This window comes from Phycisphaerales bacterium, from assembly GCA_040221175.1.
In the GTDB taxonomy this organism is placed as follows: Bacteria; Planctomycetota; Phycisphaerae; order Phycisphaerales; family UBA1924; genus JAHCJI01.
In genome coordinates this window covers 315,466-336,862 of the sequence record JAVJVK010000019.1, presented here as the reverse complement: position 1 = coordinate 336,862, position 21,397 = coordinate 315,466, and the positions used below count along the sequence as shown (strand labels likewise).

23 protein-coding genes are annotated in these 21,397 nt (G+C 68.6%); 16 read left to right on the top strand and 7 right to left on the bottom strand.

Annotated elements, in window-relative coordinates; translation table 11 throughout:
• The first annotated feature begins 1 nt into the window (after nucleotide 1).
• Nucleotides 2–394 carry a hypothetical protein gene (locus tag RIE32_13740; GenBank protein ID MEQ9097313.1) on the top strand — a complete coding sequence of 131 codons (393 nt, stop codon included), beginning with the start codon at nucleotides 2–4 and terminating at the stop codon, nucleotides 392–394.
• Between the two features lie 3 nt (nucleotides 395–397).
• Here the strand turns inward: RIE32_13740 and RIE32_13735 are convergent, their stop codons facing one another.
• The gene (locus tag RIE32_13735) at nucleotides 398–1,138 is read right to left on the bottom strand and encodes a hypothetical protein (protein MEQ9097312.1); all 741 of its coding nucleotides are present in this window, start codon (nucleotides 1,136–1,138) and stop codon (nucleotides 398–400) included.
• A gap of 264 nt (nucleotides 1,139–1,402) precedes the next feature.
• Here RIE32_13735 and RIE32_13730 point away from each other — a divergent pair, with 264 nt between their 5' ends.
• The gene (locus tag RIE32_13730) at nucleotides 1,403–1,780 is read left to right on the top strand and encodes a hypothetical protein (GenBank protein MEQ9097311.1); all 378 of its coding nucleotides are present in this window, start codon (nucleotides 1,403–1,405) and stop codon (nucleotides 1,778–1,780) included.
• Nucleotides 1,781–1,822: 42 nt separating this feature from the next.
• Nucleotides 1,823–2,179: a hypothetical protein gene (locus RIE32_13725; GenBank protein ID MEQ9097310.1), complete on the top strand. Its 357-nt coding sequence runs from the start codon at nucleotides 1,823–1,825 to the stop codon at nucleotides 2,177–2,179.
• A gap of 3 nt (nucleotides 2,180–2,182) precedes the next feature.
• On the opposite strand, the gene RIE32_13720 is transcribed toward RIE32_13725, so the two are convergent.
• On the bottom strand, nucleotides 2,183–2,818 hold the full coding sequence (locus RIE32_13720; GenBank protein MEQ9097309.1) for a hypothetical protein: 636 nt from the start codon (nucleotides 2,816–2,818) through the stop codon (nucleotides 2,183–2,185).
• Between the two features lie 583 nt (nucleotides 2,819–3,401).
• Here RIE32_13720 and RIE32_13715 point away from each other — a divergent pair.
• The 6 genes from RIE32_13715 to RIE32_13690 all read left to right on the top strand — a co-directional run bounded on the left by RIE32_13715 (nucleotide 3,402) and on the right by RIE32_13690 (nucleotide 6,427).
• Nucleotides 3,402–3,860: a hypothetical protein gene (locus RIE32_13715; GenBank protein MEQ9097308.1), complete on the top strand. Its 459-nt coding sequence runs from the start codon at nucleotides 3,402–3,404 to the stop codon at nucleotides 3,858–3,860.
• Nucleotides 3,861–3,899: 39 nt separating this feature from the next.
• A complete protein-coding gene (locus RIE32_13710; protein ID MEQ9097307.1) occupies nucleotides 3,900–4,385 on the top strand; it encodes a hypothetical protein in 486 nt (161 codons plus the stop codon).
• Between the two features lie 87 nt (nucleotides 4,386–4,472).
• Nucleotides 4,473–4,847, top strand: a complete 375-nt coding sequence (locus tag RIE32_13705) for a hypothetical protein (GenBank protein MEQ9097306.1) — start codon at nucleotides 4,473–4,475, stop codon at nucleotides 4,845–4,847.
• 204 nt (nucleotides 4,848–5,051) lie between these two features.
• The gene (locus RIE32_13700) at nucleotides 5,052–5,315 is read left to right on the top strand and encodes a hypothetical protein (GenBank protein ID MEQ9097305.1); all 264 of its coding nucleotides are present in this window, start codon (nucleotides 5,052–5,054) and stop codon (nucleotides 5,313–5,315) included.
• 243 nt (nucleotides 5,316–5,558) lie between these two features.
• Nucleotides 5,559–6,053 (top strand): hypothetical protein, encoded by a 495-nt coding sequence (locus RIE32_13695; GenBank protein MEQ9097304.1) that lies wholly within the window; start codon nucleotides 5,559–5,561, stop codon nucleotides 6,051–6,053.
• Nucleotides 6,050–6,427, top strand: coding sequence for a hypothetical protein (locus RIE32_13690; GenBank protein ID MEQ9097303.1), 378 nt, complete (start codon nucleotides 6,050–6,052; stop codon nucleotides 6,425–6,427). The genes RIE32_13695 and RIE32_13690 overlap by 4 nt, the downstream gene beginning before the upstream one ends.
• Here RIE32_13690 and RIE32_13685 read toward each other — a convergent pair.
• Nucleotides 6,413–7,645 (bottom strand): class I SAM-dependent methyltransferase, encoded by a 1,233-nt coding sequence (locus RIE32_13685; GenBank protein ID MEQ9097302.1) that lies wholly within the window; start codon nucleotides 7,643–7,645, stop codon nucleotides 6,413–6,415. The genes RIE32_13690 and RIE32_13685 overlap by 15 nt on opposite strands.
• 40 nt (nucleotides 7,646–7,685) lie before the next feature.
• On the opposite strand from RIE32_13685, the gene RIE32_13680 reads away from it, so the two are divergent.
• The 4 genes from RIE32_13680 (at nucleotide 7,686) to RIE32_13665 (ending at nucleotide 11,711) form a co-directional block, all read left to right on the top strand.
• Complete coding sequence (locus RIE32_13680; protein ID MEQ9097301.1) at nucleotides 7,686–8,288, top strand: pyroglutamyl-peptidase I; 603 nt, start codon at nucleotides 7,686–7,688, stop codon at nucleotides 8,286–8,288.
• 161 nt (nucleotides 8,289–8,449) lie between these two features.
• Nucleotides 8,450–9,793, top strand: a complete 1,344-nt coding sequence (locus RIE32_13675; GenBank protein MEQ9097300.1) for a GC-type dockerin domain-anchored protein — start codon at nucleotides 8,450–8,452, stop codon at nucleotides 9,791–9,793.
• A gap of 264 nt (nucleotides 9,794–10,057) precedes the next feature.
• Nucleotides 10,058–10,765 (top strand): choice-of-anchor R domain-containing protein, encoded by a 708-nt coding sequence (locus RIE32_13670; GenBank protein MEQ9097299.1) that lies wholly within the window; start codon nucleotides 10,058–10,060, stop codon nucleotides 10,763–10,765.
• Between the two features lie 235 nt (nucleotides 10,766–11,000).
• Nucleotides 11,001–11,711 (top strand): GC-type dockerin domain-anchored protein, encoded by a 711-nt coding sequence (locus RIE32_13665; GenBank protein MEQ9097298.1) that lies wholly within the window; start codon nucleotides 11,001–11,003, stop codon nucleotides 11,709–11,711.
• A gap of 110 nt (nucleotides 11,712–11,821) precedes the next feature.
• On the opposite strand, the gene RIE32_13660 is transcribed toward RIE32_13665, so the two are convergent.
• Nucleotides 11,822–13,471, bottom strand: a complete 1,650-nt coding sequence (locus tag RIE32_13660) for an MATE family efflux transporter (protein MEQ9097297.1) — start codon at nucleotides 13,469–13,471, stop codon at nucleotides 11,822–11,824.
• Between the two features lie 193 nt (nucleotides 13,472–13,664).
• Between RIE32_13660 and RIE32_13655 the strand changes: the two genes are divergently transcribed.
• The 3 genes from RIE32_13655 to RIE32_13645 all read left to right on the top strand — a co-directional run bounded on the left by RIE32_13655 (nucleotide 13,665) and on the right by RIE32_13645 (nucleotide 17,650).
• Nucleotides 13,665–15,302, top strand: a complete 1,638-nt coding sequence (locus tag RIE32_13655) for a S8 family serine peptidase (protein ID MEQ9097296.1) — start codon at nucleotides 13,665–13,667, stop codon at nucleotides 15,300–15,302.
• A 210-nt stretch (nucleotides 15,303–15,512) separates the two neighbouring features.
• A complete protein-coding gene (locus tag RIE32_13650; protein ID MEQ9097295.1) occupies nucleotides 15,513–16,580 on the top strand; it encodes a GC-type dockerin domain-anchored protein in 1,068 nt (355 codons plus the stop codon).
• A gap of 257 nt (nucleotides 16,581–16,837) precedes the next feature.
• Nucleotides 16,838–17,650: a GC-type dockerin domain-anchored protein gene (locus RIE32_13645; GenBank protein MEQ9097294.1), complete on the top strand. Its 813-nt coding sequence runs from the start codon at nucleotides 16,838–16,840 to the stop codon at nucleotides 17,648–17,650.
• Nucleotides 17,651–17,749: 99 nt separating this feature from the next.
• On the opposite strand, the gene RIE32_13640 is transcribed toward RIE32_13645, so the two are convergent.
• From RIE32_13640 to RIE32_13630, 3 genes are read right to left on the bottom strand one after another with little or no spacing between them, the layout of a single operon-like run.
• Nucleotides 17,750–19,000, bottom strand: a complete 1,251-nt coding sequence (locus RIE32_13640) for a M20/M25/M40 family metallo-hydrolase (GenBank protein MEQ9097293.1) — start codon at nucleotides 18,998–19,000, stop codon at nucleotides 17,750–17,752.
• Nucleotides 19,001–19,028: 28 nt separating this feature from the next.
• Complete coding sequence (gene dapF / locus RIE32_13635) at nucleotides 19,029–19,946, bottom strand: diaminopimelate epimerase (GenBank protein MEQ9097292.1); 918 nt, start codon at nucleotides 19,944–19,946, stop codon at nucleotides 19,029–19,031.
• Nucleotides 19,947–19,968: 22 nt separating this feature from the next.
• A complete protein-coding gene (locus RIE32_13630; GenBank protein MEQ9097291.1) occupies nucleotides 19,969–21,390 on the bottom strand; it encodes a M48 family metalloprotease in 1,422 nt (473 codons plus the stop codon).
• Nucleotides 21,391–21,397 lie beyond the last annotated feature (7 nt).

Sequence of the window (21,397 nt, the reverse complement as noted above, 5' to 3'; positions counted from 1 at the left end):
GATGCCCCGTGCCCCGATGTCCGGTCGCTGCAAGCTGCTGTTGCTGCTCGCGATCGTCCAGATGCTCGTGGCGGGCGCGCTCTATCTCGACCACCTCGGCACGGCGATCAAGGGCGTCGAGTACCGCACGTATCAGGCTTCCGAGACGATCGCTGGATCGCTTCGCGCTGCGGGCGTCGATGTTCCCTCGCTCGACAGCGGCGGGGGCTCGGCGGCCTTCGAGGCGATCGCTCGGCCCGTCCGATCGCGGTTGCACGAGGCCGAGGATCGCGTCGGGCTCGCGACGCTGCTGTTCCTTATGTTCGCCGGGCTTTTTCTCCTGCTCGCACTCCTCCCCGATCGCTGGCTCGAACGCCGGCGCTCGGGCGACCAGAACAATCCGCCCCAAGACTGACGCTCACGCCGCGCGCAAGGGCGCTTCGGATCGCACGCTTCCCACCCGCGTCGCCACGCCTTCCAGGTGCAGCACCGCGTGCCCGCGCGTGGGGTTGCCGATCAAGAAGTCCGCCAGGGCGCGTCGGCTTGTCGCGCCGGCCATCGGACCCGAGACCACCTCGATCTTGTACGCCGCGTAGCGGCCGGCGCGCTTGGGGTTGCGGTCGATGTAGGTGGCCCCGCGGGCCATGGCGATGGGCTCGTAGCTGCCGTGCCGCCCGATGCGGCGGCGGATCATGACGCGCACGCCCGGATCGCGCCCGAGCCCGGCGCAGCGCATGTCCAGGCGCACGCGGCCATCGGGAAGCACGCGCGCATGGCTGATCGCCGGACGGACCACCCGCCCGCCGCGCGAGGGACGCGCCATGAGCTGCGGGTCCGCCCCGGTGCACACGAGTTCCTCGTCGCACGCGGCGATGTTCTCTTCCCGGGCGATGGCCTTGCGCGCAATCCCGCGGCCCAGGGCCTCGACGGCCACGCGCAGGTCTTCCATCGCCGAGCGCAGGCGCCGGCGCCCGGCGGCCTTGCGCGTGCGAGCGCGCTCCAGGTCTTCCAGGGCCGTGCTGGCTTCTTCGATGGCCCCGGCCAGGGCTTCGAGCCCGCCCGGCTCGATGTCCAGCTTCGATCGGTGGCGCGTCCAGGTGGCCAGGCGGTCCCGGGCGATGGCGATGCGGCGGTGGTCGATGGTCGGTTCGGCGGTCATGGCGGATATCCCGATGTGCGGCCCCCGGCGGTTGTCCGGGTGGGCCCAGGTCGCGTCTTGCGGCCCCACGGCGGGGCCCTTGCCGTGGGTATCGGACGGGTTTGGGACCGACTTTCGTCGTTCTGGGACGCTGGAGGAAGGTTTCTTGAACGCACGGGCCGCGGCGGGTGCGGAAGGGGCGGGCGTGGGGATCGCGGCCCGATTCGCCCCGACGGGCGATAGCATCTCGGCCGCCGGCGGTGGCAGCCGCACGAAGGGAGCCCCATGACCCCCCGCCGACTCTTCCTGCTCCTCCTGGCGCTGTTCCAGCTCGCCCTGGCAAGCGTCCTGTGGGGCGCTTCGGCCCCCATCCCCGAACCCGAACAACGCAAGCGGGCGTTGCTGACCACCGAAGCGATCCTGGATGGCCTGGAGGCCCAGGGCGTCGAGGTGAAGGACCTGGACCCGGAGGCGGGGGCGGCCCTCGTGGGCGCCATCTTCGGGCCGGTGCGAGAAGACATCCAGGAGCTCGCCCCACGCGATCGCCGCCCGGCCCGCTTCATGGCGATCCTGGGTGCGGTCTTCCTCGTCCTGGCGGTCTTCCCCGCTCGCCCCTTCGGACACCGGCGCGATGCCGACGCGAGCTTTCCCACCGAGCCGTGACCCGATCGCGGCGTGTTCGAGAACATCCAGGGAGCCGACCCCATGAACGGCCACCGCAGGTTCCTCATCACCCTCGGACTCGTGCAGCTCGCCTTCGCGTGCGGATACGTGGGCTTCGAACCCGCGCGGAGCGTCGCCCTCGAAGGGCGCGCCGCATCCGGCGCCGCGTACGAGATCCTCGAAGAACTCGAACGCCGCGGCGCGCTCCGCGAGCCGGCCGACTTCGACGAGCAGATCGAGCGGGAAGGCATGGTCATCCAGTCCGTGCGCGAACGCCTCGAACGCTCGCGCGGCAGCCGGCGCTTCCTGACGGGAATGATCGCGGCCTTCGGCGTCCTCTCACTCGTCGTCGGCTGCATCCCCGATCGTCGGCGTGCGCTCCCGCAAGCCGAAGACTGAGCCTCACGCCGCGCGCGTCCCAAACCGCACAACAACAGCTTCCGCCGACGCCCCAACGAGGTCCCCGCGCACCGGCGTCAACCGGTACGCCGTCTCGCGCGTGCCCTGCGGCAGCGTGTCGTCCCTGAACTCGTTCGTGCCGGTCGAACCGATGTGCTCGAACCATCCCGAGCCGTCGAGCATGCGCTCCACCCTGGTGAACGCGCGGGCGTGGGGGCGGGGGCGGGTTGCCGTCCACGAGATCACGACGGCGCCGTCGTGGTCGACCGTTGTGCGCACGCCGGTTGGCATCGGCGGTCTGGGCGTGGGGCGCGGGTCTTTTTCTTTGGGAAGCTCCGCCAGCACGAGGACGCCCGGATCATGTTCGCTCTTGGCCTTCGCGCGGATCACCGAGATCAGGCGACCGCCCTTTCGGCGCAACTCGTACTCGAGCCGGCGCGCTTCTTTGGCCGCCGCGCGTGCCCGCGCCTGGCAGCGCCGGTTCTCTTCCTCGGCCGCGCGTGCGGCGTCGAGCGCCTGGGCCAGCAGCGCGGCGTCCTGATCGCTCAGGCCGATGTCCGCGGCCCGCTGGGTCCACCTGGATATCCGCGAGCCGAAGAAGGCAATGGCCCCCCTCCGCCCGCGCGGCACCGTCGGCATGGCGCGCGGCCTCCCGTCGCCCCCCGGGGTCCGAATCCGGGGGGCTGTTCTCCTGGGTTTCGGCATCGTGACGGGGGGTCTTGACGCAAAATACCGGTCGTGGGGCAAAAAAGTCCGGTGTTCCGCTCCTTGAGCGCGCAACGCACGGCGTGCGCTGCGCGCTCGGGGAGCCGAAGATCGATCTTCGACGCCCACAGCGCGCAACGCACGCCCTGCGCTGCGCGCATCGGAAGCCCGGGACCGGGCTTCGAGAGCCCGGGCGCGCAACGCACGCCGTGCGCTGCGCGCGCCAGAAATGAACATGGGATGCGCGGCCATCGGCGCTCCGACTCCCTCCCCCGCCCCCGGCGGGGGAGGTGCCGAGTCCGCGAGGCGGAGGGGGGCGTTGGCGTTATGACGCATCGATACGCGAACGCACGCTTACGCGATGGAGGACGCCCCCCTCCGACCCCGGAAGACCGGGGCCACCTCCCCCGCTGGGAGCGGGGGAGGGGAAAGAGGCCGCGCCGCTGTTCGACGCCGCGCGCCAATGATCGAGCGGGCGGCCCCGCGGCCGCCATCGCCGGCAAACGGAGGGGACCCGATGCTCTTGCGCACCCGATATCCGGACGACCGCAACGCCATCGCCCCCTCGGGCTGGCTGACCTCCAAGCGCAAGGCCCGGCGCGCGGGCGTGGATGACGCGACGGCCAGCGCCGCGCTGCGGGGCATGAACCGCCAGGCGGGCCGCCACGGCATGCGCATGGGAATCATCTTCGCCGTTGCCTTCCCGGTGCTCTTCCTGGTGCTGCCCGACGTTCCGTATCTGGCATCCCTGGGCATCGCGGCCGTGTTCGGCGCGGTGGTTGGCCTGGCCATGCGCCCGTTCGTGCTCCCACGCACGATCGAGGCCCTGCGCACCGGCTGGCTTGCGCAGGGCCGCTGCCCGGCGTGCGGCACAACGATCACCGACGTCGAACCCGAGGAAGATGGATGTCGCGTGTGCCCGCAGTGCGGGAGCGCGTGGAAGATGGATGAGAAGACCACCGACGCCGAGGCGTAAGCCGGCGCGCCAATGATTCCCGATGCCACGGGGGATGCCATGACACGGCTGCTGGGCGAGGGGGCCCTCTTTCCCCTGGTCACACCGCGCGATGATCTCGGCCGGGCCGCGCGGACGCGCGTGGACGTCGAGGAAATCGCCGGGCGGATGTCCGGGGGCGATGCGAAGGCCCGGGCGAGGATCACGCGGCGCGTGCGGAGCGAGTCGACCACGGGGTTTGGCATTGGCCTGATCTTCGTCATCCTGCTGCGGATGAGCGGCCTGGAAGATCGCGTCCAGATCGCCGGCCTCGCGGGCGACGCGCTCGTGATCGCCACGGCGCTCGTGCTGTTCTGGCCCGTGCTCTTGCTGATGAACCGCCGCTGGATGCGTGTTCAACGCCGGGCCGCGCTGGCGCTGGGCGTGTGTCCGGTGTGCGGCCGTTCCATCACCGAGATCGAACCCCAAGAAGGCACCTGCCGCATCTGCCCCGAGTGCGGGAGCGCGTGGAAGATGGAAGATGGCACCGCCCGCGCTGATGCGTGAACCGGCAGGCGAAGGATAGACGATGCCGAGATTGAACCGCCAGCCCGCGCAGCCCGAGCGGACATCTTGAGGCTCTGGCCGCGATGCGTGGACGATCGGGGGAAGGCGTACGCGTTCGATGTGTCGACGGTGCAGTCATGGCGCGACCGCGCGGTGCGCAGGGGCGGCGTGCCGCTCGTGCTGGCCTTCATCGCCGCCGCGATGGGGTTCGCGGTGCTGATCGGGCTGCACGGCCTGGTTCCCCATTGGCTGCGCTACGCCCTCGTGCTCGCCGCCATGGCTCCCTGCTTCTACGTGAGCGCGGCGTGGACGAAGCATAAGGCGATCCGAGAGTCCGACCGGCTCGGCCGGGCCCGGGGTTTATGCCCGGCCTGCGGCTATTCCATCGCCGGACTCGAACCCGAGGAAGATGGATGTCGCATCTGCCCCGAGTGCGGGAGTGCGTGGAAGATGGATGCGTGAACCGTGCGCGTGCGCACGCGGAGGCGCAACCCGCACACGCCGGGGGCTGACACGGGCGTGCGAACCGTCTAGCCTGTGATTCCCACGCGTGTGTGCGTTCGTGCGAGTGTTCGAGCGCAGATGCGCCCAACCGCGGCGCGATCGCGATGCTGCGCCCGGCGCGTGACGCGATCGGCCGCGAAAGCCGCACGGAAGGGGCATCGCATGCTCACCGTCACCGACGACGCCAAGGTCTTCCTCAAGGACATCATCGATCAGAACGGCCTGCCCGAGGAGGCGACGATCCGGCTGGTCGTCAGCGATGAGGGACTCGGGCTTGCCCCCGACACGCCCAACGACCAGGACACCACGTTCGAGCACGACGGAAGGGTTGTCCTGGCCGTCGCCACGCCCATCGCCACCCAGCTGGCCGAGAAGTCCCTCAGCATCGACCAGACCGAGAACGGACCGGCCCTGGCCATCGCCTGAGGGGCCCAACTGGACTGCCCGAAACGCCGGGATTGTGCTTCGGGCCACGATGAACGAACGCTGGCCGCCGGGGTTGGGACCGGCGATCTTCACCTGCGCGCCCGCGGCGCGATCCGTTTGCGCGTGGCCGCCGATGCTCGCGTGGGCGCGGCGTGCGGGAGCGCATCGAAGCTGGACGAGAAGACCGGCTGAACGCGGACCCAGGGCCGCGGGCCAAAGATCCCCCATGCCGCGGGGGACGCCATGACACGGCTGCACGGCGAGGGCGCGTTCGTGCTCGGGCCCTTGATGCGCGATGATCGGGGTCGACGCGTGCGCGAGATGGATGAGGCCGCGCGGGCGCGGGTGGAAGGTTCGGCGGGCCCGGGGCTGCTCGGCTGGCTGTTGTTCTTCGCGATGGTCGCGGTGAGCCTGAAGCTCTGGCGGTGGGGCGAAACCCAGGTCGCCGGGACGGCGGGCTGGGCCTTCGGTGGCGTGATCGCGGTGGCGGCGATGGTGGCCGTGGCGGCGGTGCTCTCGATCTCGACGAACCACAGGCGACGTGCGCGATGGCTGGAGCGGGGCGCGTGCCCGGGATGCGGCGCTCCGCTCGCGCGTTCGAAGACGGGCAAGGATGATGTTCGCGTGTGCGGGCGGTGCGATGCGGCGTGGCGAACCGAAGATGGCCGGCCCGCCGGGCGTGCGAGGGTGTTGGGAGCGGAACCCTCGCTCGCGCGAGCACGAATCGAAGGGGCATGAAGGCGGCCACCATCACCGATGGGCGGGGCGAGAAGCGCGAGGCCGCGGGTTCGCTGCACACGCCCCCGCTTGGGCTGCGCGACCACATCTCCCTGGGCAAGGGGCTGGCGCTCATCGCCATCGCGCTCGCCTTCGCGCTCACCGGGCTCTTCGGCCTGGTCGTTGCCGGCGGATGCTTCGTGATCTGGATGCTGTGGTGGTTCATCAGCGGCCGGCAGCAGGCGGCCGATGGATTGATCGCCAGGGGCACGTGCGCATGCTGCGAGTACGAGATCGCCGGGCTGCCCATCGAGCCCGATGGATGCGTGGTGTGCCCCGAGTGCGGGGCGGCGTGGAAGGTGCATCCGGCAGCCGAGGCGTCAGGGGCCAACTGACGGTTCATCGGTCGCCCGCCGCGTGATGATGGCGGTGGGCTTGTCGCCCAGGCGCAGGACGAACAGGGTCAATTCCTCGTCGCCCGTGCCGCGAAGGTCCTTCTGCAGCGCATCGGGGTCGACCAGCTTGGCGCGGGTCTTGACCGCCACGATGCCGGCGCCCAGCTCGCGCAGCCTGGCCTTGACCGCCTTGCGCCGCCAGGGCATCGCCTCGAGCACGCCGAAACGGGTCAGCCACGGCGAATCGATGATCTTCTCGCCCGTCAGCACGCCCACCGCCGGATGGATGGGCCGCAGGCCGTGGGATTCGGCAAAGGCACCCAGCAGCGAACCACGCTCGAGCGCGGGGTCAGCCTCGTAGAGGTGTTCGAGCACCGGGCGCTCCGGACCGCTCGAGTCGTACCACGCGCCCAGATCAATGAGCGGCCCGGGCTCGGCCGCGAACCGCTCGCCCCCGGGCAGGCGTGTCGCGACGCGATGGCCCGGCTTGACGCCCTGGTGCGCCGCGAGCGTGCCGGTCCACAGCAATGCCTGGGTGAGGCGGCCGAACTCGCTGATCAGCTCGACGAAGGAGCCGGGCGGGGTTGGCAGGCGCGAGAAGTCGACGCCGGGCCCCAGCTTCACGCACGCGCCCGCGGCGGCGTCGATGATGCGCTCGATGGTCTCGGGGCCGGGCTGGTAGTCCTCGTACGCGTGGGTCCGCTTCGAGCCCGTGCGTCGGCTGGGGTCCAGGTGCACAAAGGCGCCCCGCACGCGCTCGAGCACGGCTTGATCCTCAACGTCCGCGACAAGCCGCTCGCATTGCGCGTTCATCCACGCCATCCACGCGCGCACGGGGCTGCGATCGACGCCCGTGACGGCCAGTCCGGCGCGGCCGAGTTCGTACGCGTCGGCGCCGATGCCGCAGCACAGGTCCAGCGCCGTGGCGGCGCCCGCCTGGACGAACCGCGCCGCCTTGTGCGACGCGGCCAGGGCCGAGGAGGCGACCATGACGCCTTCTTCGTCGGCGATGATGCGATCGGCCAGCTCGGGGTGGAACTTGTCTATCGCCCGCATGCGGGCCCGCGCCGCCTCGACCGCCACGGCGACCAGGCCCTGGGGCCAGTCCTTGCGCAGGCTCGCCAGCTCGACCACGCCGGGGTCGGGGTCGACGCACAGCAGCTCGTGGGCCGGGCCGGTGTCCACGTATGCCTGCCAGTCTTCGAGGGGAAGCTCCACGGGGCCATCATTGCCCCGGCGCGGAGCCAACGATTGCTCCATGGCCACCCGCATGCTCGTGACCGGCTTCGAACCCTTCGGCGGCAGCGACGAGAATCCGTCGATGCGGATCGTTCGCGCGCTCGAAGAAGAGCCGCCCGCGGGCGTTCAACTGGCAACGGGCGTCTTGCCGGTGACGTGGTCGGGCGCCTGGCCGGCGCTGCTGTCGCTCATGGGGGGGCATCGGCCGGAGGTCATCGTGATGCTGGGCCAGAGCGGCAAGCGTCCGTCGGTGACCGTCGAGCGCTTCGCGCTGAACTTCGGGCGCGGCCGAATCGGCGACAACGATGGCGTCGAGCGTTGCGATGGTTCGCTCGTCGATGGTGCGCCGCTCGCGCTGGCCTCGACGATCGACGTCGACGGCGTGGTGGGGGCGATGGAAGCTGCGGGCGTGGCGGCGCGGCCGAGCCACGATGCGGGCGCGTTCCTGTGCAACGCCGTGCTGTTCCACGCGCTGCTGCGCGCCGGGCCCGGCCAGCGGGCGGGGTTCATCCACGTGCCCATGCTGCCCGGCCAGAAGGGCGCCCAGGAGGGCGAACCCACGATGGACGCGGCGCAGAGCGAAGCGGCCGTGCGGGCGGCGCTCGAGTTCGTGCGTGCGTAGGAGCGCTCACACATCGACATCCTGATGCCGATGCAGGGAGAAACCATCGTGAGTGCCGGTCGTCCTGCCCGCTCCCACCTGCAAGAGTCCTCGACGCGTTTCAATGACGGACGGCCCGTCGGCCACCGGCGCGCTCCGAGGCATGGCAGCGGGAGCACATCATGCGACGCAACACGAACAAGGCGGTTCTTACTTCAGCCATGGCTCTGGCGATCCTCGCTGGCGCGGCAACGACCAGCGCAGACGACGCATGCCGATGGGAGCTGAAGATCAAGCGGAAGGCCATCCTGTCGGACAACTTCGAGGTCGAGCTGTGGGCGCACGTTCCCGATGACGTCCACGCGTTCGCCGGCGCCCATCTCGACCTGCTCACCAGCGGCGTCGACTGGATCGACGTGGGCGACTGCTTGCTTGGATTGGGCCACATCGGCGACATCGTCGGCGACGATGTCCGTGACATCGAGATGGGCCAGATCCACTTCCCACCTGCCATGATCTACGCGGACACCACCAATCCGATCCGTGTCTGGTGCGGCGAATTCGAGGCACAGGGCGGGTTCCCGTATCGCAGCGTGCTGACGAGCACGGATCAATTCGGGTACTACGTAGACGAATCATCATCCGACACGGAAGACTGCTCTCCGATGGAAGCCCTGCGTACCGTCTTCGTCGGCCCCATCGTCATCGGCGACTGGATCGCCGCGACCTTCGATGGCACCATCGGCGTTCCGAGCGGCGATGGACTGATCCTTGAAGCCGAGGGCACCGCCGTGCCGGAGATCGCCGCGGCGATCACCGACGAAGCGGCCTCGTGGGCGCCCGGCTCGACCTTCGAACACACCATCGACGTCAACGATTTGCCCGGCGGCGCGACGGTCGAACTCGACTGGTTCCCATGGTGGCAGACGGGTGGCCTGCTCCGCGAGGGTTTGTCGGCCACTATGGCGAAAACCGTCATCCCGGGCGGCCCGCCCACGATCGAGGTGACACCCGACTTTGGCGACGTCGGCGTGCCGCGCGTGCCCACCCGACTGTTGCTCGAGGGTCGCGTGGTCGGGGAACCCATCCTGGGCTCGGGCGCCTCGTTCAGCCTGTTCAATCCGTGCTTCGAGTTGACCTGGTGCTGGGTACTCAACCAGTTCGATCAGATGGTGCTCGTGTTGAAGTGCGAGGACCCGTTCGACATCGAACTCGGCGGCCGCCGCTATATGGTCGACGCCATCGAGCTGGACCCAAGCCAGGCGCCCGGGGCCGCCGGGGGACTCGATCGCGTCGAGGTTCGCGCCCGCGGCACGCGCTCGATCGAGATCACGAGCGCCGGCTTCTCCGGCGGCGCCTGCCGGGCCGACTGCGACGGCAACGGCGAGCTGAACATCTTCGACTTCCTGTGCTTCCAGAACCTCTTCGCCAGCGGCGACCTCGCCGCCGACTTCGACGGGGACGGGCGGCTGACGATCTTCGACTTCCTCGAATTCCAGAACGCGTTCGCCATTGGCTGCGGCTGAGCCCGTCGATCGCCATGGCCTGGTTCGGCCCGAGGCTTGGAGCCCCGAGACTTTGCCCACGAACCCCGCCCGCACGGGCGGGCGTTCTCGTGCCTGCAGCAAGGCGAGCGAACCGAGTCCGGGTGACGGATCCAGGCAATCCGCTGAGGGATTCGTGTACACCCACCGGGCAAAAAACGCTTGGTGATTGCGAGATGTTGTGGTACCATGGCCGCGGGCGGCCTCGTTGGGGGGGCTGCGTTCGCGTACAAACGGAGCCAAGACATGAAGACTGCTTCTCTTCTCATTGCCGCTGCGGCGGCGTTCACCGTTTCCGCCCAGACCATGGCGGAAGTGATCATCAGCAACCATCCCGGCAACGACGGGACCCAGACCGCCGGCATCAACGCGACCACACGCACCAAGGGCATGGGCTTCACGATGCCCGGCGGGTCCGACCTGGGGCTCGACGCCCTGACCATGCGCCTGGACATCACTTCGGTCGATGTCGTCCCGGTGGTGGAGATCTACAGCGATGGCGGCGGCGCTCCGGGCACGCTGCTCACCACCCTGGAGAATCCCGCCTCATTCAGCCCCGGCATCGGCGACTACACCTTTACCCCCGCAGATTCGTTCACCCTCGCGGGCGGCGAGACCTACTGGATCGTCGCCTCCTCGGCCGTGGGCACCTACGACTGGAAGGCCAGCTCGCCCGCAGAGACGCCCACCGGCCTGGCCACGCACGCGGGCGCCACCTTCGGGGCCTACCCGCCCGTGGGCTCGAGCAGCATCCTGACCACCTACTTCATCGAAGCCTCGACCGCCTGCCGGGTCGACCTGGACGGCGACGGCCAGCTCACGATCTTCGACTTCCTGGAGTTCCAGAACCTCTTCGACGCGGGCGACCCCATCGCCGACTTCGACGGCGATGGCCAGCTCACGATCTTCGACTTCCTCGCCTTCCAGAACGAGTTCGACGCCGGCTGCGAGTAGTCTTGACGCCTTGCCGGCGGGGCCGCGCCCTTCGGGCTTGAGCCCGAAGACGGGCGGGGTTCATCTTGACGCCTCGCCGGCGGGGCCGGGTTTGTCTTGTCGCTTCGCCAGCGGGGCCGTGCGCGGGCTGCGCCCGGCGCTGTCTGTTGCCATCATCCTTCTCCCAGGTAACGCCGCTACGGGCCATCCCGTAGCGGTTCTTGTTGCACGAGGAATCCCCACGCAAGGAGAGATCATGATGCGTACCACGACCGCTGCCGCCCTCGCCCCCGCCCTGCTCGTTCCCATCGCCGGCCTGACCACCGCCGCCAGCGCCCAGGACTTCGTCGAGGGCGTCAACCACACCATCCCGCTCGAAACCACCTGGACGGCCACGCGCGGGCACGAGCAGGCGTTCCTGTGGACCGCCCAGAACGACTTCGACATGATCCAGATGCTCTGGCACACCAGCGCCATCGCCGACGGGGTCATCCGCCTGCGCGAGAACGACGGCGGCCAGCCGGGGGCCATCCTCCGCGAGGTCAGCTTCTCCAGCACGTCCACCGGCTGGGGCGGGGACGTCTTCGGCACGCCCTACACCGTTACCGCCGGCGACCAGTACTTCGTCACCTTCTCGAGCCTGGTGGCCGACTACCGCGACTTCGTGGCCGTCGACCACCCCGACGCCGTGCAGATGACCTACTTCTGGCAGCCCTTCGACAGCGGCAGCAGCTGGAACGGTCCGTTCAGCGGCGCCCCGGGCCGCCGGCCGATCATGTTCTACGGCGGCGACCTGAGCTGCTACGCCGACTTCGATGAGGACGGTGACCTGACGATCTTCGACTTCCTGGCCTTCCAGAACGCCTTCGACGCGGGTGACCTGGCGGCGGATTGCGACGAGGACGGCGACCTGACGCTGTTCGACTTCCTGTGCTACCAGAACGCGTTCGACGCGGGATGTGAGTGAGTTAGACGCCTCGCCGGCCATGGAGCGCTAGTGAAACTCGCGAGCGCGAAAATACGCTTGGCTCCCATCTTCGAGCATGTACGTGGACGCGAAAGGGTGTGAGATGATTCTCACACCCGGATCTTCGTCCACGTGCCTTGCCCGAAGCGCACGGCGAAGACGATGCCGCGGATGACCAGCTCGCCGCACATCGCAAGCCACATGCGCGCGAGGCTGGGCTCCCAGCCCATGAGCTCGCCCAGGGGGTTGGGCAACTCGCCGCCGCCGAGGAAATCGGGCAAGGGCAGCCGCACGCCGCTGGCCAGGTAGGCGGCGGGCAGGCGGACGCCATACGTTGTGAACCAGGTCAGGCCCATGACCACGCGCACGTCGCCCACGCCGCGCAATGCCTGGCGGAAGACGATGGCCAGCGCGAAGGGGATTTGCACCACGCCGCAGATCATCAGGAGCGTCGGCACGACCTCGCGGTGCTCGGGCACGGGCGTCAGGGCGTTGGTGATGTGCGTGGGGAAGAGGAACATGAGCACGCCCAGCGAGCCCATGAGCAGCGAGGCGAGCCCCGCGCAGATGAGCACGCCGCGGATGGCGTGCCGCGGGCTGCCGGCGCCCAGGTACTGGCCCGCGAGCGTGGCGGCGGCGATGCCCATGGCGAAGCCGGGCAGGAAGCTTAAGGACTCGATGCGGATGGCCCACATGTGCGAGCCCAGGAGGCCGGCGGACTGTCCGGGGGTCGAGGCGGCGAGGGTCTGCATCGCGTCCTTGGCGGCCAGGTGCGCGACGAAGAAGACGATGGCGAAGTTGCCCACCCACATGCCCAGGGTCTCGAAGTAGTTGGGCAGGCCGAGGCGCACGAGCCGGCGGATGGTGTGCCAGTGGGGGCGCAGCCGGCGCACGCGGAGCTTGACGCCCGAAGCGCCGGCGAAGCAGAAACCAAGAATGAGCAACGCGCCCACGGCGTCGCCCGCGACGGTGCCGATGGCGATGCCCACGATGCCCATGTCGAAGCTGAATGGATTGGCCAGGAAGGGCAGGTCGATGCCGCTGAGCGCGAAGCTGACCAGGATGTTCACGACGTTGCGCGCGATCATGGCCCACAGGGGGCGCACCGAGTCGCCCGCGCCGCGCAGGCACGCGATGCCGCCGAAGAGCAGCCCGGCCAGCGGCGTGCCCGCGGCGATGACGAGCATGTAGTACCGGAAGGCCTTCGTGCCGGCCTCGCTGAGGTCCATGAAGCCGGGGATCCAGGTCGTGCTGACGGCCACCAGCCCGCCCACGGCGGTGGCCAGGATGACGCCCAGCAGCAGGCACTGGGCCATCGCCGCGCCCGCCACGCCCATGCGGCCCCGGCCCACTGAACGGCTGATGAGGCTGGTGGCGCCCATGCCCAGGGCCATGAAGGTCAGGCCGATGAACCACATGATGTAGCTTGCGGCGCTGATGGCGTCGACGGCGTCGACGGCCGAGACGCCCAGCGAGCCCAGGCCGTCCTCGCTGCCCACGCCGATCTGGCTGGCCAGCACGGTGTCGGTGAGGCCGACCAGGGCGTTCAGGGCGCTCTCGACCAGGATGGGCCAGGAGAGGACCCAGATGGCCATGGTCATGCTCAGGCCCTTGAGCCGGCCCGAGCGCAGGCGGCCCTGGTCGTCCAGGCCGCGGGGCTGGTCGGGCGGGGCTCGCAGGATGTCCACCACGCCCGTGGCGTTGCGCCAGTCGAGGGCCCCGGCGATGCGGGCGAGCGTGCTGGAGCGTGTCGGGTTCATGCCTGGCGACCGGACCGGTGCGAGAAGGGGAAACCGGCCGGTGCGGGCGGCCGTAACGGGAACCCAGACGGTAGGAATGATCCGGCCTGGAATCGGCCGGCGCCGCCGCCCCTGGGGCGATCCCCGCTTCATCGCCCGACACCCGCGGCCCATCGGGCCCACCTAAACGCCCCCCAACACCCAGGAGGCCACCATGCCCCGATCGCGCTGCCTCGTCCTGCTGCTCTCGTGTGCGCTGGCGGCGACCGCCAGCGCGGCGCCCCAGCGTGCCCCCCGCCAGCCCCTGGCCAAGGCCGACCTGGCCCAGCGGCCGGCGTACCCGCACCGGCTGGTGGTGAAGTTCCACGACCACGTGGGCGCGCGGGCGATGGGGGATGGCACGCTCACGAGCGTGCGCGGGGTCGATCTGGCCCCGCTCGTCGACACGCTGGCGGCCGCGAGCGCCGGCGACGCGCCGGTGCGCTTCGAGCCGGTGATCGAGCTGACCGAGGCCCAGTTGCAGCACTTCCTGGCCGACGCGGCGGCCCGGAGCGGCCGGGCCCAGCCCGACCTGGGGGCCATCCTGGTGGTCCGCACCGACGAGGCCGACGATGCCGACGTGGCGGCGATGGCGCGGGCGCTGCACGCGAGCGACCTGATCGAGTACGTGCACTACGAGCAGCTCTGGCCCCAGCCGCCCGGCGGGCCCGACGCCTGCACCGACACGCTGCCCACCACGCCGCAGATGGTCCAGTTCCAGGATTACCTGGGCGAGGACCCGGGCCTGGGCATGGCGGCGGCCTGGGCCGAGCCGGGCGGGGATGGCGCGGGCGTGCGCATCGCCGATTGCGAATACTGGTTCCGCCCCGACCATGAAGACCTGTGCAACGTCATCCCCGAGCCCGGCCAGCAACCGCATCCGGACATCATCGCCTTCGGCTGGCACGAGCACGGGACGGCGGTGCTGGGCGAGATGGTGGGCGGCGACAACGCCTACGGCGTACGCGGCATCGCGCCCGGGGCCGAGGCATGGTTCTTCCCCGAGGCGTCGGTGAGCGAGCCATTCCGTCGCGTGGCGGCTGTCACCAATGCCATCGCCGCGATGGACGCCGGCGACGTGGTGCTGCTGGAGATGCAGACGTTCGGCCCCGGCGGGGACTATGCGCCGGCGGAGCTGGACCCGGCGATCTGGCTGGTGACGCGGGCGGGGGTCGATCGCGGGGTGGTCGTCGTGGCGGCGGCGGGCAACGGCACCCAGAACCTGGACTCGGCCGCCTACGCCGAGTACCGCTCACGTGGTGACAGCGGGGCGATCATCGTGGGCGCTGGGACCTCGACGACGGCGCACGCCAAGCTCGGCTTCAGCACGTTCGGCTCGCGGGTCAACGTCCAGGGATGGGGCGAGAACGTGTTCACTGCGGGCTATGGCCACTTCGCGGTCGTCGGCGGTGACCGCAACCAGAGCTACACGGACTTGTTCAGCGGTACCAGTTCGGCCTCGCCATTCATCGCCGGCGTGGCGGCGTCGCTCCAGGGCATCGCCAAGGCCACGACGGGCGGGCCGATCCCGCCCGAAGATCTGCGGCGCTTGCTGATCGATACCGGGCGGCCGCAGGGTGCTGGCGGGCATATCGGACCATTTCCGGATGTCGCCGCCGCGGTTGACGCGGTACTGGCCTCGAGTTGTCGCGCCGACTTCGACGGGGACGGCTCGCTCACGCTGTTCGATTTCCTGGCGTTCCAGACCAGCTTCGCCGCCGGAGAACTCCGGGCCGACCTGGACGGGGACGGCGAGTTCACGCTCTTCGATTTCCTGGCATTTCAAAGCGCTTTCGACGCGGGCTGCCCCTGACAAGGGCCATGAATCTGACAGGAATTTTTGGATCTCGGACGTGAAATAGGCTTCCATCCTGCGGTCAAATCGGGTATACCTATGGCGGATGAGGTCGCGCGCAACCTCCAGGGGTGGGGTTGGCGACGGCCTGTGACCGGAACTCGTGGGCCACTGGGCAACGGGTCACCGGCACCTTGGCTGCTTAACAAAAGCCTAAGGAGAGGTGATATGGATCGCATCGCTTCGACCGTTTCCGTTCTCGCACTCTTGGCCGCCAGCGGCCTGGCCCTGGGCCAGGTGACCGACGGCGTCACGACCGAGGAGGCTGCGCCTTCCGATCGGGCCGGCTGGCTCGCCCTGGGCGACGCCCTGTTCACGCCGGTGGACATCGACGCACTGACCGGTGACACCGGCAACCTGGGCGTCGAGTTCGCGTTCGGCTACTACTGGATCACCCACAACGGTGACTTCGTCACCGGCACGCAGGTGCTCAACCAGTACGACACCGACTGGAACCTGGTGGAGAGCTACCTCCAGTTGACCAACTCACCCAGCTGGGGCCAGCGCGACGGCGCTTCCATCGAGGCCGAGAACCGTCTGTTCTTCGGCGCCGAGGCCGGCGAACTGTGCGAGTACGTGTTCGACCCGAGCACCCAGCGGCTTGATTTGACCGCTTCCCAGATCCTGTCCAGCGGCGCGCTGGGCACCGTGCGTGCTCTGGCGTGGGACACCGATCGCAACCAGTTCTACACCAAGGACTTCGGCGGAACCATCCAGATCCTCGATCGCGATGGCTTCCTGCTCGATCTCGCTGCCGCTGACCCGTCCGCGTACGGTGCCGGTTACGACGCCGTGAACGGCACGCTGTGGCTGAACGCCTACATCGACACGGCGCTGGGCACCACCGCGCCCAACACCAAGCTTGTCGAGTGGGATCCGGACACCCGCGCCTTGACCGGTCGCGAGTTCGATTCCGTCGGCTCGGCGCCTCCCGGCACGACCTACCACATCCCCGGTGGTCTGGACATCGCCACCGATGGCGACTGCACGTACGCCGTCGCAATGAACCAGGGCGGTCCGGTCGACTTCGTCAGCTTCTGGGAGATCGCCGGCGACTGCTCGGGTGGTGGATGCCGCGTCGACCTGGACGGCGATGGTTCGCTGACCATCTTCGACTTCCTGGAGTTCCAGAACCTGTTCGACTCGGGCGACCTCGCCGCCGACTTTGACGGCGATGGCAGCCTGACGCTGTTCGACTTCCTGGCCTTCCAGAACGAGTTCGACGCTGGCTGCTGATCTCGGTCAGCCAGTTCGAGCAAGATTGAACAACTCTTCGCGGCCCCGGATCGCTATTCGATCCGGGGCCGCGTTTTATTTTGGCTGGCTTATGCATGACGACATCTTGCTCGCCCGGCCAGAATCGTGTCGGGCGAGGAACTGCGCGCGCATCGCTCACTAATGACACTTGTGTCCGAGCTGCCACGGCCTCGGCAGCCCGTCCGGGGAGGGACGAGGGAGGCCTTCCTTTTCATCCCAAGAGGGAGGATCAGAAGATGCGTAAGCACATCGCAGTTCCCGCAGCACTGACCGTCTCGGTTCTGGCCGGCGCGGCCCAGGGCGATCCGGTACGACTTTCCCACAGCGTCGAGGAATTCCTGGTCACCGGCGGCACGGCCATCGCCTGCGTCTCGACGGCGGCGCCGCAGACCAGCAGCGATAACCAGTTCTGGCGGTCGTTCACGCTGGGCGACTTTGGCATCTCCGATGCCGTGACCATCGAAAACATCGAGCTTGGGATCGAAGCCCTGACGTTGCCCACGCTCATCGAAGCAGACATCACCATCAATCTCTATCAGGCGCCGGCCGGAACGGCGCCGGCGCTCGGGCTCGATCTCGTGGGCTCGACCGTTGCAACGCTCGGGGATCGTGCGCTTGAGGTGGTGACCGTAGACGTAACGGGCGTCGTGGACGCCGGCAACGCGCTGATCGTCGAGATCAACGTGCCCGACTTCCAGTTGCTCGCGGGTGGGCTGACGGGCGACGTGTTCTTCCCCGGAGCCAATTCGTTCGGCGAGACGGCTCCCAGCTACATCAGTTCGACGTCGTGCTCGACGCCGGACCCGACGGCCTATTCCGCGATCGGATTTCCCGACGTCCACCTGATCATCATCGCCAATGGCGAGACCGGCGGCGTTGGATGCCGGGTCGATCTGGATGGCGACGGCGCCTTGACGATCTTCGACTTCCTGAGCTTCCAAAACCTGTTCGATGCTGGCGACCCGGCGGCCGACTTTGACGGCGACGGAAGCCTGACGATCTTCGACTTCCTCACGTTCCAGAACGAGTTCGACGCCGGCTGTCCGTAAGGTATCGACCGGTAAGTAAGATTGCACGAGTCCTTGGCCAGCCCTCTTCCTCCCCGTGGCTGGCCGTGCCGGGCGGGCGTCATTTGGCGCCCGCCCGCGCTATTTGCGGTCGCCTTCGCGGCTGAGCCGTGCGACAAGGATCGCGAGCAACTGGCATCGTTCCACCAGGCTTGCCAGTTCAATCCACTCGCTGGGCGTGTGGAGTCCACCGCCGCGAACGCCCAGCGTATCGATCGTGGGCAATCCTGCGTCCTGGAGGATATTGCCGTCGCAAACGCCACCGGTGCTTGCAAATGGCAGTCTTTGTGCGAGCGATTCCGCGACCGTTCGCGCAAGCAGCGCGAGCGAGTCGGTCCCGGGGATGCGTGGCTTCGCTGGGCGATTGAATGATCGGCGAACGATGACGGCGGCGTCGTCGCCCTCGCAGACCTTATGTGGTGTTGCCAGGTCGTCGAGAGCGGCGCCCATCTGTTCGGCAACGTCCGCGTTTGGATATCGCGCGTTACCCCATGCGGCGGCATGGTCCGGGACGGCATTGGTCGCAGACCCGCCTTCGATGGGTCCGACGCTCATGATGTAGGAGTCCTCTCGCCTTGGATCGGCCATCTCCCCGACGGCGACGAGCGCGCGGGCCAGGGCAGTCACCGCGCTCACACCCCCGCGAAAGTCGCGCCCGACGTGCGACGATCGCCCGACGGTCTCGATCATGAACTGTCCACTGCCCATGCGCTCGATGGCCAGTTCGCCGCCGGGCAGCGCCGGCTCGAGTGCGATGCCGAAGTCGTGCCGGCGCGCCTGTTCGCGCAGGGCCGCTTCGCTGTGGTAGCTCCCTGTTTCCTCGTCCGCGTTGAGCATGTAGGTCCAACTCGCTTTGACGCCTGCCTCCTCGAGGCTCTCGAGCGCGCATGCCGCGATGACCAGCCCGCCCTTCATGTCGACGCAGCCCGGTCCGACGGCGGTCTTGCCATCCGCGGCGATGGAGAGCTCACGGAATGGCCCGTCGGCGGGGTGCACGGTGTCCAGGTGTCCGGCGATGAGCACGCGGCGCATGCCCGGTCGCAAGCGTTCGAGTACGGCCGTGGGGGGGACGCCGTCGGCTGCGCTGCCTCGCAGCCACGTGGGGCGTGGGTCGCCTTCGACGAGCGAATCGCTGGCGCCGAGCTTCTTCATCCGTTCGGTGAAGATCAATCGAGACGCCTTGATGCCGTCGCCCCCGCCGGGCCCCGTGGGCGTCTCGACGTGGCGGCCCAGGTCTTCGAGCAGAAACCCTGCCTTGGACTCGATGATGTCGCAGGCAAGGCGTTCTTCGCTGGTGAGCTGCATTTCCGGCTTCTTGCGTTCGGTGGTCACGCCGTCAGCATAGCCGTTGGAGGGCCAACTAAGCGAAGGATGCGGGAGATGCTGCACCGGCGAGGTGTGCGGAGTCCCTGTCAATCCACGTGCCATCGAAGACGAACGTTGCCGGGCCGCACTGGCGAACGATGCCATCGCCACCGGCTTCTTGGGGCGTCCAGGAAACCTGCAAGTCGCCGCCGGGGAGCGTCAGCGTCGCGGCGTAATCCATGGTTCCGGCGAGGACGGCCGCGACGAGCACGGCGCATGCCCCGGTGCCACAAGCGCGGGTCGGACCGGCGCCGCGCTCCCAGGTATGGACGATGGCGTGCGTTCGCGATTCGATGCGAACAAGGTGGGCGTTGGTCCGCTGCGAAAACGCGGGATGATGCTCGATTCGTGGACCGAGTCGGCGCACGTCGGACGCCAGGTCGCGGTCCAGCCATTGGTTCGCGGTCTCAAACGCAACCGCGTGGGGGTTGCCCATGGAGACCGGCGTGAAGGTGAGCAGGCGGCCTTCGATATCGATTGCGGTTGGTTCGGTTGAGGCAAGCTCTGTTGCATTCAGATGGCAATCCGCAAAGGCAAGCCCTGGCTCCCCCATGGCAACTCGAACTTCGTCGTTGCCGACTGGTTCGGACTCAAGCACACGACGTCCCGATTCGATGCGCAAGGTGGCGTCCGTGTATCCGAGACGATCGCGCACGAAGCGGGCAACGCAGCGCGTTCCATTGCCGCAGGCCCCCGACTCGCTTCCATCGGCATTGAACGTGCGCATGCGGGCGTGGCAGTCGCGCGATCGTGGTGGGCAGATCAGGATGACGCCGTCGCCACCGATCCCCGTATAGCGATCGCTCATGTAGGCACTCAAGCTTGGCCAGTCGAGTGATTCCAATGCTGGCTCGCTGACTGCATCGATGTAAACGTAGTCGTTACCCAAGCCGTGCATCTTCGTGAACCGCATGGTGTGCTCCCTGCTGAGACCATTACACGACGAACCATCCAAGCCACAGACCGACCAGGGTGAGCGAGCCCATGGTGGCCAGGGTCAGAACCGTTGCGGCCCGAAGCCGCTTCACGCTGCGGTCGATCGGCAGTCCTGCGGTGGCCATGCCGACCAGTTTTGACAGTGCTCGCTGTCTCTGCCGGACCGATCCATGGCGAAAGCCCCATCTTCGTGGATCGACGCCGTTCAAAGCGCATACACGATCCAGGGCCGCGGCCATGGCATCGGGCCCGATGCCGTGGACGACGTCGTGGGCATGACCGGTCGCTGCGGCCTGTTCGAGGTCGATCGCCACCGCGGCGCGTGCATCGGCGTGCCGTTCGATGAGGCGGCTGATCGAGCCGAACGCCAGGATCGCGAACGTTGCAACGATGAGGAGTGACGACAACTCGGCTAGTCCGCGCGTGACGCCGACGCTCGTGGCCATCGCGGTGAGCATCGGCTCCAGCAGGCCCAGTGCCAGGACCGCCGCCAGGACGGCCAGCACGATCCAGAGCACGTGGTGCTGGCGAACATGGGCCAGTTCGTGGGCGACCACGGCATCGAGTTCGCGCTGGGGCATGCCGCGAAGCAGGGGCTCTGTGACGAGCATGTAGCGGGCCCACGGCAGCAGGCCGAGGATCGCGGCATTTGCCGAAGGGTGGGCCCAGAGGCGAACGCCGGTGATCCGGGCGCCCATGCGGTGCGACAGTTCGTTGATGCGTCGGGATGCCTGGCCCGCATCCAGCGGTCGCGTGCCGAGGATTCGCACGATCATGGCCGGGGCGAACGCGACGATTCCCAGCGTGCCGGCGATGTCGATTGATCGCCAGAGCCATTCCGGTCTTGTTGCGAGCAGTGACTGGACTGTTTCGTGCCAGCAGACGATCAGCAGCACGGGGACCAGCGGCATGGCAAGCATCGTTCGGGCCCGCCCGATGGTGGTCTCCCATCGCGTGGGCGGGCGTTCGACGACGGCTCCGGAGTCCAGGTCGCGGACGAGCATGGCCTGCCGCATGCGGTCATGCAGCGGGTGCTCGGCCCAGGCGATGGCCAGGAGCGCGAGCAAGGGCGGGCTGGCCGCGATGATCTCGTCGAGCCCGATCCAGGAGCCGACGAGCGCTTCGACGGCGCCGACGCCATCGACGGCGATGCTCCAACTGGCAAAGGGCAGGACGACGAGCCAGCGGAGCTTCTCCGCAAGGCCGAGCCCACGCTGCAACAGCCGCCACGAACCGCGATAGGCCGCGCCTTTTGCACACGCGGGCAACGCGACCAGAGCAACGACGGCCACGAGCACGGTCCAGCCGACGACGACGAAGAACTGCCAGGCAGGTGCATGCTCGGTCGTGCCGCGGGCGCTGGCCAGATCCCTGCCCAAGAGCAAGCCCACGAGGATGATGAGTACGTGGATGCTGGGCACGAGATCT

Excerpts from the sequence above, each read along its gene's own strand:
- RIE32_13715 (MEQ9097308.1), top strand. The coding sequence starts at position 3,402 with ATGCTCTTGCGCACCCGATATCCGGACGACCGCAACGCCATCGCCCCC.
- dapF (MEQ9097292.1), bottom strand. The coding sequence starts at position 19,946 with ATGCGGTTCACGAAGATGCACGGCTTGGGTAACGACTACGTTTACATC.
- RIE32_13655 (MEQ9097296.1), top strand. The coding sequence starts at position 13,665 with ATGCCCCGATCGCGCTGCCTCGTCCTGCTGCTCTCGTGTGCGCTGGCG.
- RIE32_13735 (MEQ9097312.1), bottom strand. The coding sequence starts at position 1,138 with ATGACCGCCGAACCGACCATCGACCACCGCCGCATCGCCATCGCCCGG.
- RIE32_13710 (MEQ9097307.1), top strand. The coding sequence starts at position 3,900 with ATGACACGGCTGCTGGGCGAGGGGGCCCTCTTTCCCCTGGTCACACCG.
- RIE32_13720 (MEQ9097309.1), bottom strand. The coding sequence starts at position 2,818 with ATGCCGACGGTGCCGCGCGGGCGGAGGGGGGCCATTGCCTTCTTCGGC.
- RIE32_13740 (MEQ9097313.1), top strand. The coding sequence starts at position 2 with ATGCCCCGTGCCCCGATGTCCGGTCGCTGCAAGCTGCTGTTGCTGCTC.
- RIE32_13725 (MEQ9097310.1), top strand. The coding sequence starts at position 1,823 with ATGAACGGCCACCGCAGGTTCCTCATCACCCTCGGACTCGTGCAGCTC.
- RIE32_13665 (MEQ9097298.1), top strand. The coding sequence starts at position 11,001 with ATGATGCGTACCACGACCGCTGCCGCCCTCGCCCCCGCCCTGCTCGTT.
- RIE32_13730 (MEQ9097311.1), top strand. The coding sequence starts at position 1,403 with ATGACCCCCCGCCGACTCTTCCTGCTCCTCCTGGCGCTGTTCCAGCTC.
- RIE32_13680 (MEQ9097301.1), top strand. The coding sequence starts at position 7,686 with ATGGCCACCCGCATGCTCGTGACCGGCTTCGAACCCTTCGGCGGCAGC.
- RIE32_13650 (MEQ9097295.1), top strand. The coding sequence starts at position 15,513 with ATGGATCGCATCGCTTCGACCGTTTCCGTTCTCGCACTCTTGGCCGCC.
- RIE32_13700 (MEQ9097305.1), top strand. The coding sequence starts at position 5,052 with ATGCTCACCGTCACCGACGACGCCAAGGTCTTCCTCAAGGACATCATC.
- RIE32_13660 (MEQ9097297.1), bottom strand. The coding sequence starts at position 13,471 with ATGAACCCGACACGCTCCAGCACGCTCGCCCGCATCGCCGGGGCCCTC.
- RIE32_13675 (MEQ9097300.1), top strand. The coding sequence starts at position 8,450 with ATGCGACGCAACACGAACAAGGCGGTTCTTACTTCAGCCATGGCTCTG.
- RIE32_13670 (MEQ9097299.1), top strand. The coding sequence starts at position 10,058 with ATGAAGACTGCTTCTCTTCTCATTGCCGCTGCGGCGGCGTTCACCGTT.
- RIE32_13645 (MEQ9097294.1), top strand. The coding sequence starts at position 16,838 with ATGCGTAAGCACATCGCAGTTCCCGCAGCACTGACCGTCTCGGTTCTG.
- RIE32_13695 (MEQ9097304.1), top strand. The coding sequence starts at position 5,559 with ATGACACGGCTGCACGGCGAGGGCGCGTTCGTGCTCGGGCCCTTGATG.
- RIE32_13690 (MEQ9097303.1), top strand. The coding sequence starts at position 6,050 with ATGAAGGCGGCCACCATCACCGATGGGCGGGGCGAGAAGCGCGAGGCC.